Below are 14,858 nucleotides of genomic sequence, written 5' to 3'. Positions count from 1 at the left end.
GAAGCCTGGTGGCGCTCGTCATGAAATAAACGGGGCAACATTCTCCCCGGATCGCTGCCATGTGCTTCTTTCCGGTTGATGCATAACGTATCCCCAAGCATCTCATAAGGAAGGAGCTTGGCGACATCAAACGAGCCCAGGAAGACTAGCACAAGTCTTCCTGGGCTGTTCTTTTCAATATCAAACCATGGCTTACGGCTTAAGTGCGAACCGTCTGGATGGGCCAGATCGCTAAAACGTCAGTGATGGTACGCCATCGAAGGAAGTTCGTTGACGTACCATTGTTTTCACGCTTCGTAGACCTTGTCAAGCTCGGCATCCATGTCGGTGAAGTGGTCCACGTTCGGGTGGAACACGGGGTGCCCCGCCGCGCTGATGAACAGCGGATGGCTCAAGGTACGCAGGTTCTTGACGGGATCCTCCGCCAAAACCAGAAGGTCGGCTGACTTTCCGACCTCGATGGAGCCGGTGACATCCGAGACGTTGAGGATCTCCGCGGTGACTTGAGTACCCGCATGGAATGCCTGGGCGGGCGTGAAACCGGCAAAATGCACCATGAGATGCATTTCCATCCACGTGTCGTACTGAGGGACGTACGGCATGGCCGTGTCGGTTCCGACACCCACCTTGATTCCCGCTTCATGGGCCTGACGCGCGCCGTCGACCATGCCTTTGACCACATCGTGCGAGTTGCTCATCTGAATGTCGGTCAACCCCAGTTCGTTCTGTGGAAGCAGTTCCATGGGCAGGCCTGCGGAAAGTGTCGGCTCAAGCGCGGACCAGCCCCGCAATGAATTCGGGTTGTGCAGATAAAGATCCGTAAGTTCGTCGTCAAGTTCGCAGCCGTGCTCGATGGTGTCCACACCGGCTTTCAAGGCGCGGTACACACCCTCGCGGCTCTGGGCGTGGGCGGCCACGATGAGGTCATTGGCGTGTGCTGCTTCACAGATCACCCGCATCTGGTCGATGGTCATCTGGGGCGTTCCTGCTTCGCCGAGCACCTGGGAATCGGTCACGCCACCGGTGGAGGCTATCTTGATCGCGCCCACGCCGTTGTCGAGATTCTTCTCAACGGCAGCCTGGGATTGTTCGGGATCATCGCTTTCGATGGCGACCAGGGGAGCCCCGTGCCCGCCCGTTATGGACATCATGGGACCTGCGGGAATGATGCGGGGTGCCACGAGCTTGCCCTCGTTCACCTCGTCGCGCATCTTCACCAGCTCGTAGCCGATGTCTCCTACGCTGCGAAAGGTTGTGACGCCGGAATTGAGCAGCGTCATGACGTTCTTCCTGCTGTTCGCGTAGGTCATGAGGCGGCCGGGAGCGGTATGCATCATTTTGACGAGCCTTGCCTGGCCTTCGGGGGAGGTGCTGCTAGACTTCAGCGGCTTGCCGTCACCGAAAGTGTGGACGTGGCCATTGATGAGGCCGGGTGAGACGACCTTACCGGTCGCGTTGAGCTTGTGGTACCCTTCCGGTACTTGGGTCTCGTTGCTCGCAGCGATGGCGGTGATGATGCCTCTGTCGTCGACGATGATGGTTGTGTCCGCCAGAGTACGGCCGTCCTCATCGCCGGTCGCGACCGTCGCGTGTTCAATGGCGAAAGGCTCGATGCCATGCTTTTCAAAAAGATTCATAAGGTAACCTCCGGCTTTGGAAAGTGGAATTGCGTTGTGACCACTCTATCCCAAACAACCGGCATTTTCCAGTAAACGACTGCATGGTGATCCGCCCAGGGAATGCACACGACCCTGTGTCGGGCCGTTCTCAGCTCATCATAAGGCACTTGGCTGGCGGTCATGGGTGCGCACGCATACCTGTCGTCTTCGCCGTGACGTCGTTCATTGCAAACTGGATGGCGCATGACTCGTCGTCGGGACTCCATTCGCGCGTTAGGCGATTCCACGGAAAACGGCCTTCTCACAGCCGTCCGCGTCGTTCGTGCCGTCCTCGTCCGTCATGCCCAGATAAGCTTGAACCCGTTGGAAAGCAAGGCCAGAAGAATCATATAAACCGCGCATGCTCCCACGAACCTCCAGTCACGGCCCGTCGCCTTCATCTCGTGCCAATGGGTGCGTCGGATTCCGGCCTCGAAACAACGGGCGTCAAGGGCCAGGGCAAGGTTGTCCGAATGTCGTAGCGCCCCTGTGAAGACGGGCACTATCACCGCTCCAAGTGCACGCAGCCGTGCCGTCGGGGTTCCCGTTTCGATGCTCCCTCCACGGGCCGCCTGTGCATCGATGATGGCGTGCGTCTCGTCGGCAAGCGTAGGCAGAAAACGAAGCGCAAGGCTCATGACCAATGCGATTTCTTGCGCATGCAGGCCAAAGCGGCTCAGTGGCGAAAGCAAGGCGCCGAAGGCGTCGGTGAGCTGTGTCGGAGTGGTAGTGATGAGAAGAATGTCGCCGAGTATGACCACGAGCGCCAGACGGGAGGAGTAGAGGACGGCGTCGTAGATGCCGCCCTCGGTTATCTGCAACGAACCGAATGCAAACAGCACTCTACCTGAATGGATGAAGAACATGTTGATGAGGCCGAGTGCTGCAAACATTCCGAGCCACAGCTTGAGCGAACTGAGCAAACGCAACGGGTTGATGCGTGAAGCCGCCGTCAGGGCAAGCGTCATCAGCGCCGCCGCGACCAGCTGCCACGGGGTTGCAACTGTGAATCCGGTGAACAAAAGCGCGATGAACATGACGAGTTTGATTCTCGGGTCAAGCGACCGCACGAATGACCGCCGGCCGTTCCATGTGGCGCCGAATCCCACAGCAATTCCCCCATGCCGCAGGCCGTGTGTTTTTCGACCATTCCTCTTTGTTATTGCGTTCCGTGCTCCGGTCTGATTACAGACGCTGTCGGGGGAATGCCGGGCAGTCTTGTCGTCGGAGGCCGCCGCATCCGTATCGGTCGTTGCCGTTCGATCAGCAGTGTCCGGCATGCGTATGATGCGGCAACCCAGCGTTCTGGCCTGTTCGAGCGAATGGGTGACCAGGATCACGGTGGTGCCGCGGTCGGCCAGTATCGTGATGAGTTCGTTGATGCGCAACGCTGCTTTATGATCCAACCCCGCTGCGGGTTCGTCCATGATGAGCACCGGAGGGTTCGAAGCGACGACGCCGGCTATAGCCGCCAATCGTTGTTGTCCGCCCGAAAGAGAGAAGGGGGAACGTTCGGCCAGACGATCGATGCCAAAGAGCTTGAGCGCGCGATGCGCCAGGCGTTCAGCCTCCTCGCTGCCGTATCCGAGGTTGCGCGGGCCGTATGAAACGTCTTCGAGCACGGTCGGTGCGAACAACTGGTTCTCCGGTTGCTGCATGACCAGTCCGACAGTGCGTCGCAGCAGTCGTCTGTTGCGCTTGTCGAGGTCAATCAGGTCGATTCCGTCGATGCAAATGTTCCCTTCGTCGGGTTTGTCGAGCGCCGCCAGCAATCGTGTGAGCGTGGTTTTGCCGGAACCATTGGACCCCATGATCGCCACCGTCTCCCCACGGCTGACGGACATGGAGAAATCGTGGATCGTGTCGCGATCATTGTCGGCGTATCGACGCGAAACGTGGCTTACTTGGACCATTGCCGCGTCGTCGATCGGATGGCACCCTTCGTGTGTCCGTTCGTGGTGAAGCAGGCCGTCATGAGGCATTGCGTCTGTAAAGGCCTCACGCGTCGCAGTGGCAGGATGGTTGGTTTTTTCGATATGGTCATGTCGGATGAATGTAAGGGCATCCATGTCCCTGGTGTCCAGATCGGTTCGGGTGATTTCACGGAGATGACCGTGCTCCAGACTGAGCAGGCGGTCACATCTTCGCAGCTCCTGCGTGTGGTGCGTCACATGGACGATGGTGATGCCAGACGATTGGAGCCGATTCAGCACCTTCATCACATTGGATCTCGACGGAGCGTCAAGCATGGCCGTCGGCTCGTCCAGCACGATGAGCCTGGGTCTCATGGCCAAGGTCCCTGCGATTGCGACGCGCTGCTGTTGGCCTCCCGACAGTCGTGTCGGGTCGGATTGCGCGGATGGGCGCATATCGACCGACTTCAGTGCCTCGTCGACGGTTACGGTGATTGAGGCGGGGCTCATGCCGAGATTTTCGGGTCCGAAGGCCGTGTCGTCCTGCGTCACCGTGGTGATGATCTGATCGGCAGGGTTCTGGAAGACGATGCCTATGTCCCGACGGGCTTCTCGGTATTGGTGCGGGGAAGGGGTTCCATTGACGAAGACCTCATGGCCCAACAAGGTGACGGTGCCATCATCCGGGGCGCTCAGTCCGGCGATGATGCGCGCCAAGGTGGATTTGCCGGCGCCGTTGGGGCCGATGATGCCGATGCGTTCGCCCTGATGTATAGTGAGGTCAATCCCATCGAGCACCCAACTGGCGCCATCATCATGACTGAATCGTACGTTCTGCAGGCAGGCCAGTATCTGCCGGCTGCGGTGGCTTGGGTTGCTGGACATGTGGCTACCGGTTGAGGTAATTGGATATCGGCTTGTAGATCAGGAAGGTCGCCACGCCATCCACGGTGAACTTAATGAGGTTGAAAGGCAGGAGCGCCGGAACGATGATGGACACCACCCGTTCGACCGGCCAACCGGTATAGATGGGGGTGATGAGAAGGTTGAGCGCAATCGCCATGATCAATGCGCACACCGAGCCGACGATGATGCCGATAGCAGCGCGGACGCGTGTCGGGTGGCGTTTGTAAATGACCGACGACGGCATGCAGAGCGCGAGCAGTACGATGATGGCGATCAACGTGCCCCACGGGTCGTTGAACACATGTGGCAGGAAGCTGAGAATCGCCACTATGGCCGCTGCTGCGGGGCTGAAAGCGAAACCGGCGATCAGGCATACGATACCCGAGGGATCGAATTTGAGCCAATTGAAGTTTGGAATGATGGGTATCCCGAGAAAGCTTACGGCCATCGCCAGAGCCACAAACAGTGCGTAGATGGCGATGCGCTGTGTGGACCAACGCCCCGAATCGCCCACACCTGTGGAATGTGATGATTGCGTCTTGTCTCGTCGTGACCCGTTGTGTGCCGAAGCCTCCGAGTCATGCTCCCGATCCGTTTGGATCTCCGTATCTGAGGTATGCGAAAAAACGCTCATTCGAGCTCCGTTTCTTTCATCCGGACTGTAACCGTTGGCCTTGGAATCTCACCAAATCAGCCGTATTCTCGGCGCGCGGGCTCCGGCACGGATCGTTATGCGCCGGTCCGGCCGTTACCGCCAGTAAGGAATCTCACCTTCCCTGAAACTTGCAAATTAACCTATACACCGAAGTCAGGTCAAACGATGGCTGCGTCCGCCGCAGGCGCAACTGCCGATCGCCAGTCGCGTGGCTGTCGGGCTTTCATTCAGGCCTACACACCTCTCGCCTTCGTACCGACATGCCGTTCCGGTGCATTCCACCGTGCCGTGCCAGCGCGGGTGCACCGGTGTGGCGGTATAGGTGGGGCGTGAAACATCGGCATGAAAGGGCTCCGGTCAAGTTTTCTCGTACGTGTATCGGCGCTGCACCACACGGTTCGCCGGTTTTCGACCGTTCCTCGTTCGGCGTGCGTGCAAGAATGGAACCATGGATAAGATACAGGATTTGCACGATACAGGTATGACGGCAGGTGCCAAAGGCATGGTGAAACATGACCGCGGGGGCGACAGAGGCATTGAGCGTCTGGCGGTCGTCGTGGTTACCTACAAGCGTCAGGAGCTGCTGGAGCAATTGCTTGATTCTCTGTGCGGACTTGAAAACTCACCTTGGCGCGTCATAGTCGTCGACAACGAGCACAGCGACCGTACCGAGGACATGGTCGCACGGTTCGCGGACAGGATGATGGTCAAATGGGGTAAGGCGGCGACTGATGAGCAGGGAGGCACATCGCGCGTGGTCTACCTTCCTCAAAGCGGCAATATCGGTGGTTCCGGAGGGTTCTCCAACGGTGTGAAGAAGGCTTACGAGTTGGGTGCGGAGTGGTTTTGGGTGATGGACGATGATGTGGCCGTGCTTCCTGACGCGATAAGGACGTTGGCTGGATGGACCGATCATCACGACGTCATCCAGGGTTCGCGCTTGGATTACGACGGCGGTCCGTTCTACTGGCAATACGATTTCATTGTTCCGTTGGGCATCCCCAATCCCGTTGCTCCCGCCACGTTCGGGCTCTCGGGCTACCGGGCCATGAATACGATGTGCTTTGAAGGCGCCTTGTTCCGACGTCGTGTCGTGGAGCGCATAGGCCTACCGGATCCACGTTTCTTCATTTATTGGGATGACACTGTCTATGGTTATCTTGCCAGTAAGGTGACAACACCGATTGTCATCGACGACAAGGTGATTCGTCGCACGCGCGTCATCGATAACTGGGACATTGCCGGAGTCAGGCAGCTGAATTCTACTTCGGACATGAACCGTTATCACATCATGCGCAATCGCGGCTACATGGCCCGTTATTTCATGGCTTACGGCGATTACAGGCCATTGCTGTTCGGCTTGGGCACGCTGCTGACGGCGCTCAAGGAGGTCATCAGGCTCCTGGCTGTCGACCGAGCTCACTTCAGGACCGGTCTGGTACAGATATTCAAAGGATGGACTGACTCCAGGTCTTTGCTGCATGACCCCAAGTGGCGTCCGATGAAACCGTTTTCCGGCGCGACGCGGTCATAGGCGCACCTGGCGTCTTGGCTATCCTGTGAGATAGAATATCCACGTTTTCATTCCTGGCGTGAGCAGGGTTACTACAATCGTAAGTGTTAACACTACAAGAGGGGCAATGATGATTGAGACAGCACAGGCTTTTGGCATCGACATCGGTGGGTCGGGCATTAAGGCGGCGCCGGTGGATTTGGAGAAAGGCCAGTTCGCGGAACCACGCTACAAAATATTGACTCCGGAGAACTCCACCCCCAAGGCATTGGCTGAAGTCGTCAAGGAGCAGATCAAACATTTTGAGGTTCCTGAGGGTGCGCCCATCGGTATAGCCTTCCCTGCGCCCGTCAAGCCCGGCAAACCGATTGACTTCATCGCAAACCTCGATCAGTCGTGGGTCGGCGTTGACCCGACGCAGGTCTTCTCCGAAGCCTGTGGGAAACCGGTAGTCGTCGTCAACGATGCCGACGCCGCCGGTCTGGCTGAGCAACAGTTCGGCGCAGCGAAGGGGCAGGACGGATTGGTCATAGCCACGACCCTTGGCACGGGCATCGGCACTGCTCTTATCTACAATGGTGTGTTGATTCCCAACACCGAACTCGGCCACATCGAATTACGCAAGGGCAAGGGAGACGCGGAGAAGTATGCGTCCTCAGGCGTACGTGACAAGCAGAGCCTGGGCTATAAGAAGTGGGCCAAGCGACTTACCAAGTATTACAGCCTGCTGGAGCTGTATTTCAGCCCTGAACTCTTCGTGGTCGGCGGCGGCGTAAGCCGTATGAGCGAGAAGTTCCTTCCATACGTTGACGTGCAGACCCCGATGGTGCCGGCTACATTGCGTAATGAGGCGGGCATCATCGGCGCCGCTTATTACGCCACCACCAAACTCCTTTAGGGTTGTGAGAGTCAGGTTTTCCAATAGGATCGGCAGTGATGAGCTCAACCCCATAGCATTGGCCGAGACCCGTTCGAGAATCGCCGGCAAAACGCTCGGTAAATTGAACGACTCAAATCCCACGATGCATGGACTGGCGCCCACCGAGGTACCCGGCGTTTATGATGCCCAGCCTCGTGGGCCTTTGGAATCACGCGAGATGCTCGCTCGGTTTCTCTCCACGCGATCCGAGGATGAGGGTAGTCCGGTTCGGCGGGTCGATCCGGAGCATTTGTATCTGCTCAGTTCTACGTCCGAGGCGTATTCCTGGCTTTTCAAGCTTCTCTGTGATTCCGGGGATGTGGTTCTGGCTCCCAAGCCAGGTTATCCGCTGATTGAATCGATTGGTCGCTTGGAGAACGTTGAGACGGTCGAATACCAGCTCTCCTTCGATGGATCATGGTTCATCACCGTATCGGCCATCGAGGCGTTGCTCGATGGACCGTGCGGTGATCGTGTGCGTGCCTTGGTGGTCATCAATCCGAACAATCCCACGGGTTCATATGTCAAGCCTGAGGAACGACAGGCATTGTTGCGGCTGTGCGCCAGCCGAGGCGTGGCCCTCATAGCCGACGAGGTCTTCTTCGATTACGATCTGGAGCCGTTTTCGGGCAACAGCAGATTCGCAGGTGAAACAGGTGCGCTGATTTTCGCTCTTGACGGCTTTTCGAAGCTGTTGGCGGCTCCACATGCCAAGGTGGGATGGATTGAAGTCTCCGGGCCCGACGACGATGTACGTGAAGCACAGAGGCGCCTGGACATCATTGCCGACGATTATCTTCCCATGAGCAACATCATTTTGGATACCCTACCTGAATTGCTCGACAGTGCGAGAGGTCAGCTCGAGAAAGTACGCCGTCGCACCCACGTCAATCTCCGGCGGCTGCGGGAGTTATTGGACGACAGTTCCGGTCTTGTGTCGTTGCTGCGTCCCGAGGGTGGTTGGAATGTGTTGGTGCGCCTGCCGTCGTCGATGGACGAGAACGAATTAGTGCTCTACCTCATTGAACATGAGGGGTTGACTGGGCAACCGGGCTATTTCTTCGATATGCCGGGCAATGGATATCTGGCGCTTTCGCTGTTGCCTGAGCCACCTGTGTTCGAGCGCAATGTGGAGTCGGTTCTTCGCGCCGTCGAAGTCTTGGTGCTTCATTAGCCCTATGGTGGCACGGTTTCGGACTTCCTTGTGGCTTTTGAAGGTTTCGGCCCGTGCGTCTGGGGTACGGTATATGGTCATCGCAGCGCACGATTTACGACGTGGGCTGTACGTGTCCGGTCGCTCCATCGAGCCGATCGTCCTTTACAGGAGAGAGAACCATGATTGCATGGCGTGGTAGAGCACTTGATCGTTGCGTTGCAACGCGTCGTCACGTCCGGGAACGAACATCGAAAGCAGGGTCATGGCCATACTGAACACCAGAAGCAAGGCGATTAGCAGTCGCAAGGCTTTGACGCGGACGGCGGCCGTGTGGTGGGGAGTGGGTCTGACCCAGTGTTGCACCCTGTTCCAGAGGCCGGTGCCATATGACATTTGGAGATCGTCCGTCATCCGTATGTCCGGACTCGACGGAAGTGCCGCGAGCATGGTCGGCAAGGCAGCCAATGCGAACAGCCATCCTGAGTCGGTCATGTAGCGCCAGGCGAGTCCGCCCCGAACGGTGTCTATCAGCAGTTGCGCGAACGCTAGGAACAGACAGCACGAGAGCGCGATGCAACAGCGCCGTTGTCCCGTTCGTTTGCATATCAGCGGCGTCGCCAAGGCAGTCAGTAACAATGGGCACAAGGTGATGATGCCACCAATCATAGGCTCAGTGTAGCTCCAATGACCAAGCGGCATCGGGTTGAGGGCAATGAACGGGAACTGCGCGGTGAAACGAAGTGGAAGGAACAGATAATAGCCTAATGTGGGAAGCCAATTGCCCACGGGGTTGCGCATGGATGTCATGTCTGCGACGGTGAGCTGGTAATGGTCACCGAAGTTGATCGGTGATCCGAAACGACTGAAGTTGTACGTGCATATCGGCAGAACCATGGCGAATGTCGGTGCCAGAACCGCCGCAACGACTACAATCGCGTCATGAGCGTGGCCGGAATGGGTTGGTTGATGATGAATCCCGCTGCAGTGCAGGCGTGTCGATACACCAGAGGTGAAACCTTCGGCAAGGGCCTTCAGCTGAGGCCAGAAGAGCGGTATACCAAGCAGCGCCGTCAAGGCGAATGGCGGTCTGCACCCGAGATTCGCCGCGACGCATGCACAGCCAGCGGCGAGATGAGGCCACGATACGGCCGGCGAGGAGCCTATGGTTACGGCATGTCTTACGGTTTTGCCGCCCGCGCCGAACCAGAACCACAATCCGATGACGCTGAACATCAATGATGCCGCGAAGGGCACCGAATAGAAATTCATACGGAATATCAAATATGCGGCGTTCGACCCGAGAACGAGAAGCGTCACCGCCATCGATGCGGCGGCCAAGGAAGTCTTGGGCGCAATCGATTCGATGATGCGTATCACAAGCAACGCTGCGAAGATAAGGAAAAGGCACATAAAGAACGCGACAGCCGCCGCTGAGGGAAGCATCCTGCCCCCGGGAACCACGAGACGCGAGACCAGACGGTACGGCACGAAAAGCAGCAATGCCGGCAGTACGCCGAAATAGGTGTACCAATGGCCCTTGAAAAAGGCATAATCCCAATAGATTGGTGTGACTCCTCGGTCCAAGAGCGCCTCTCTGATGGACGGGTCGTAGGGGTTCGCAGCTTTCTTCAGAGCGTCAGGCACGGGAAGATCGAGCCAAGTGCGTCCGTGAATCAGCGAATCGGCCAGATGACCATACTGATCGAAATCGTATGTGTAGTTCCCCGGATCGTGGAATCGCAGAGGAGGCGTATGGAGCACGGCTTTAATGATGGTATAGGAGGCCATCGCCACCACAATCAGGGCATACCCGGCGAAGACCTTCCGTTGAGCCCCGTCCTTCGTGTCGAGCGTTACACGCCATAGCTTCGAGCCTGGTCTCCAAGCCTCGAAGAGTGCCGCCAACGCCGCCATGAAGGCGACTCGCCACCAGTCGAACCTGAAGGGGACGTGGATGTTGGCTCGCACGGCAGTGCAGTTGACAATCGATCCTTGCTCCTCCATGATCCAGACCCTGACGGCTGATCCTCGTCCAACCCTGAGGTAAAGCGAGGCGGGCACGTCGGTGGATACGGACGTCGTACTTACGAGCTTGCCGTTGATCTCGACCCGAACATGGAAGGAATTCATCGTCTTCGTCTTGCCGTCGCGTGTGGCCTGCCCCATGTCCTTCCCGATGCCGTCCAAGCGCAGGAAGGGGGAGGTGCCGTCCGAAACCGTGTCCAGATAGGCATTTGAAGGGTCGGTTACCTTTAACGACCCGTCGCTTTGCCTTTGCAGCCCACTTCCCATCGCATTGAGATACGATGCCGAGTCGGTGCTTGCGGAGAACGACTCCCAGAACGGCAGGTTGAAGATGGCGCATTCCACGAGCGCGATCAAGGCAACCCAGCAAAGGCAGCGGCGCAACGTCGTGCCAGTTTTGGGTTGCAGGCTTGTTCGGAGGTTCACATCATTATTCTATAAGAAACAATGTCTCAATGAATTGAAAGAATGTCGAATATGTCAAACTTCATGCCCCATAGGCCGAAACACGCTGGCGCCTCACACGATTCAGGTTCGTGGAAGCATGGTCGGGCGTCGGTGGGCGAGGGCGTGAAGCAAGTGGGGCGGCGCTCCTTGCCCCAGGAGTTCCTCACTCATGTCGTTTCACTGTCGCCGGTGGTCAAACGTCGGATATTTGCGGATTTCCCGATGGAGAACACGAATCTGAAATTGGGTTGGGCGCAGTTGCCTTCATTGCGTGGCAACGGCTTCGCGTTGGGCGTCTTTTTGGATTCGTCCACGTTCTGCCAGCTGGCCTTGGCGGACTGGCATGGCCGGGTCTTCGGCGGCAGCTCAGAGAAAATGGATACCCAGGGCATGGTACCGGCGATGATGTTCAACGCTGAGGGTGAGGTGACGCTTCACGATGGGTCGAGGATTGGAAAACCGGGAAGCGGTGGACCATTGCATCGTCCGAGGGCTGGCAGGCCCACGGCACTGCAAGGCGCCGTCGTGGGGCGCACCCCTGATGGGCCGATGACCTGGCTGGCCTCGTGGCTGAAGGTGGGTGACAGGTATGCTCTGGAGCAGTTGCGTGTGAATTTGCCGCGCTCCATGAGGGTCGATCTCGAATACCGTGACGCCGTAGCGACGGCTTTCTTCTGCACATGCATGATTCCAGGAGTGGAAGGTGTAGCTTCGGGTTTCGGGGCTGGCGGCATCTTCCATAGGCTTGGAGACCAAGCACCGATCGGTGCCATCCGTCGCAGCGTCGAGGACGGCGCACGCGCCAAGGCCCAGGGTCTGAGGGTCTCAGGTCTCGAAGAGTATTTCGCCGATCTGATGTTGCAGACGGGGGTGCTTTCCGTTTCCGCAGGTCTGGAGGCGGTGCACGGAGCGGAGCCGTTGCACCTGTATACTTCCAGTTATTCCGGGAACTACTTTTTCAGCTGGGATGATTCATTGGGTGTCTCCTCGGCTTTGGAGGCCCTGCGCATCGAGGGCAATCTCAATCGGTTCGCGGCCGTGAGCGCTTGGCTTGAGCGCAACGCGAAGGTCGGACGATTGCCCATCGAGGATACTGTGACGCCTTCACAGGCCGCGAGGATAGATTGCGCGTTGTTGGAGAACCCCGCACTGGCTCCCTTCACAGGCGAAGGGCGTAATGCCAACCGCCTGGACGAGCCGAGCGCCATATCAATGGCGCGTCTGATGCGGGTGGCACGAGAGGGTCGTAGGGCCACACATGAGGAAGTGCGTGGCATCCCTGACTCAAGAACAGGGGAGTGGCGGTATCGACAGACGCTTTCCCGACTTCTCCGCCAGTTGCGCCTGCCATACCGTTCGGATGCTGAGTTCCGTTCCAATCTCGCCGGCGGAGACGTGGCGATTGCGTTCACCACGGCTGGAGCGGGGATGATGCCTTCCAAGCGTTATGATTTGAACTCCCGTTCGTGGGTCCGGCTCGATGACGCGGATCGTGGGACGATGGGTGCTCAGTACGACCTTCGAGTGGGGCTGATGATGGCGGCGCTGTGCTTCGGGGTCAGCGAGCAAGTGCAACGGGTCTCGCTGCGCATCGATACGCTGGGTCTTGAGGCCGCCGTCGCTGAACAGGACAGTGCAATGGCGAGGTTCATGACCGAGGCGCTTCAGGCGTTCGAACAGTTGCGTGGCAATAGGGGCAATTCGGGTAGGAGCAAGGCTGATCCCAAAGACGGCGATGTTCATGGTGACCCTGCACAGATATCCATGTCTGCGGGGCAGGTGCGTACGGACCGACATACAGGCCAGGAGCGCGGGACCCAAGATGGAAGTCAAGGGGTGATCTCCGAAGACGGGCAGCAGAGCGATGGGGAAGCAGAAAGATCCGCCGACGTGTCGCAGGTTCACGATGGTGCCGATGCGTCTTTTGAATCAGACGGTTCCCAACCATCGCGCGAATCGGATGACTCGACGGCGAAGGACGGCGAGGGGTCGGTCGATGAACGATTCGCGGATTTGATGAGAGATGTCGATATCGATGAGACGGTACTCTCGTTCGAAGCGGGGGTCCATGACGATGGGACTGTGGCTGGTTCCCCGACGATACGGGATGATTCCAGGCCGGCTGACGGTGATGGGGGCATGGGCGATCAGCACGGCGCATCCGTGTTTGCTGACGATTCCGAAAGCCTAGACGATTCAGACGGTTCAGACGGTTCAGACGATCGCCCCGACAGGGGATTCAGTGAAGCCCCCCGGGATTTCGACGCGAACGCGCAATCTGTGAATCTGGCTCCTGGTTCGGATAATGGTGCGGCGACGCGAACCCTCGTGAGCGTCACATTCGACCGCTCTCGCTTTATGGACGTCGTCCGCAGTCGTGGGTTGAATGATCCGATTGCCACGTACCGGGATTTCGCGGCGGTTCTCGATGTGGATGGGAACCAGGGGCTGAAGCCGGTCGAACCCGGGTTCACCCTGCATGACAAACGATTCTCTCCCGCCACTTCCCAGTCCGAACCCGAACTTGATGACGCCACACTTTCCGTCCATGCCTCCCAGGTGCTTGGAACGAACAATGTCGGCGGCCTGTCCATCCAGCGCGCCGATTTGCTCCAAAGAGTCGTGGCGGATTTCCATCGGCTTTCTCAGGATCGTTCTCTGCCAAGCGTTTCCAAAGCCCAGGAAGCCATGCGCATCGTCGAGCAAGTCGGTGATCCGGAACTACGGGAGTTAGCTTCCAGCGTCAGCAGCGCGTTGATCGATGGTGTGGATACTCCTGACCTGCGATTCACGGTTTCCCAGCAGATCGACGAACAGCGCGCGCATTCCCGACAGTTGCTCTTTTCCGGTGCCATCGACGAGGCCATAGACAATTTGGAGAGGACTGTCGCACAGGTGGATACAAAGTATGCTTCCATCGTCGGGGTGCCGCGATATTTCAACTCATATGCCGAACGTGTCATCTATAATCGGCTCTTCGCCACCAGTGACGAGTGCACGGTGCTCATTCCCGACAATCTGTTTTATGCGCATCTGGAGCTTGCGGACCTCCTTGCCCAGGTGCGAGGTGCCAAGGCGGCGTTGCCGCACCTGAACAGGATGGTAGCCTACGCGCCGGCCTATCCGCTGTCGCATATGCGCCTTGCGGTCCAACTTGCACGCGAGGAGGATTGGAGTTCCGCACGTGCAGCATGCCTCAACGCATTGAGAGTGAGCCTGGATGGAGACGATGCCGCTTATGCGTATTATCGTCTGGCTTATGCGGAATGGATGAACGATCGATTCGACGTAGCTGCGGCCTGCTATATCATGAGCGAACATGTGAGCGGTTCGGGCATAGCTTCGCTGGAGGGTGAGTTGCAGGAACTCCTGCTGCGCGCTCAGTCGCAGTGCATCGACGTGCCGACGAATCTTGATGACGCCAAGAACGTTCTTCGTGCCTATGGCATGCCTGTTTGGCCGGATCCCGAGGTCGCATCGATCGTAGCGCAGGCGGCTCAGGTCTGTGTGGATGACGGTATGTTCGTGCCGGCGCGCACCCTTGCCGTAGCGGAAGCCAGGATGAACGAAGCGGGGGAGACCGGAATGGACATGGCCCAAGCCCAGTTCCTGCGTTCGTTGGGTGCCTAACGCCATTGGCGCGCGTTGTGCATCGCGGCTAGTATG

The 14,858-nt window shown here is 58.1% G+C and carries 8 protein-coding genes and 1 riboswitch; of the genes, 4 read left to right on the top strand and 4 right to left on the bottom strand.

Annotated elements, in window-relative coordinates:
* Window positions 1–287: 287 nt before the first annotated feature.
* The 3 genes from BBOMB_RS03115 to BBOMB_RS03105 all read right to left on the bottom strand — a co-directional run bounded on the left by BBOMB_RS03115 (window position 288) and on the right by BBOMB_RS03105 (window position 5,111).
* Window positions 288–1,637 carry an amidohydrolase family protein gene (locus BBOMB_RS03115; RefSeq protein ID WP_044087198.1) on the bottom strand — a complete coding sequence of 450 codons (1,350 nt, stop codon included), beginning with the start codon at window positions 1,635–1,637 and terminating at the stop codon, window positions 288–290.
* Window positions 1,638–1,957: 320 nt separating this feature from the next.
* Complete coding sequence (locus BBOMB_RS03110; protein WP_044087199.1) at window positions 1,958–4,456, bottom strand: energy-coupling factor transporter ATPase; 2,499 nt, start codon at window positions 4,454–4,456, stop codon at window positions 1,958–1,960.
* A 4-nt stretch (window positions 4,457–4,460) separates the two neighbouring features.
* Window positions 4,461–5,111: an ECF transporter S component gene (locus tag BBOMB_RS03105; RefSeq protein WP_044087200.1), complete on the bottom strand. Its 651-nt coding sequence runs from the start codon at window positions 5,109–5,111 to the stop codon at window positions 4,461–4,463.
* Window positions 5,112–5,115: 4 nt separating this feature from the next.
* A riboswitch (FMN riboswitch) is annotated at window positions 5,116–5,265 on the bottom strand.
* A 369-nt stretch (window positions 5,266–5,634) separates the two neighbouring features.
* On the opposite strand from BBOMB_RS03105, the gene BBOMB_RS03100 reads away from it, so the two are divergent.
* From BBOMB_RS03100 to BBOMB_RS03090, 3 genes are all read left to right on the top strand, one after another.
* The gene (locus BBOMB_RS03100; RefSeq protein ID WP_044087400.1) at window positions 5,635–6,666 is read left to right on the top strand and encodes a glycosyltransferase family 2 protein; all 1,032 of its coding nucleotides are present in this window, start codon (window positions 5,635–5,637) and stop codon (window positions 6,664–6,666) included.
* 109 nt (window positions 6,667–6,775) lie between these two features.
* Entirely contained in the window at window positions 6,776–7,543 is a 768-nt protein-coding gene (gene ppgK / locus BBOMB_RS03095; protein WP_044087402.1) for a polyphosphate--glucose phosphotransferase, read from the top strand.
* Between the two features lie 4 nt (window positions 7,544–7,547).
* The gene (locus BBOMB_RS03090) at window positions 7,548–8,738 is read left to right on the top strand and encodes a pyridoxal phosphate-dependent aminotransferase (RefSeq protein WP_044087201.1); all 1,191 of its coding nucleotides are present in this window, start codon (window positions 7,548–7,550) and stop codon (window positions 8,736–8,738) included.
* A 144-nt stretch (window positions 8,739–8,882) separates the two neighbouring features.
* On the opposite strand, the gene BBOMB_RS03085 is transcribed toward BBOMB_RS03090, so the two are convergent.
* Window positions 8,883–11,171 carry a hypothetical protein gene (locus BBOMB_RS03085; protein WP_052377393.1) on the bottom strand — a complete coding sequence of 763 codons (2,289 nt, stop codon included), beginning with the start codon at window positions 11,169–11,171 and terminating at the stop codon, window positions 8,883–8,885.
* Between the two features lie 63 nt (window positions 11,172–11,234).
* On the opposite strand from BBOMB_RS03085, the gene BBOMB_RS03080 reads away from it, so the two are divergent.
* Complete coding sequence (locus tag BBOMB_RS03080; RefSeq protein WP_414133066.1) at window positions 11,235–14,822, top strand: tetratricopeptide repeat protein; 3,588 nt, start codon at window positions 11,235–11,237, stop codon at window positions 14,820–14,822.
* Window positions 14,823–14,858: the final 36 nt, after the last annotated feature.

The organism is Bifidobacterium bombi DSM 19703, from assembly GCF_000737845.1.
Classification (GTDB): Bacteria; Actinomycetota; Actinomycetes; order Actinomycetales; family Bifidobacteriaceae; genus Bifidobacterium; species Bifidobacterium bombi.
This window is presented reverse-complemented; position numbering and strand designations above follow the sequence as displayed.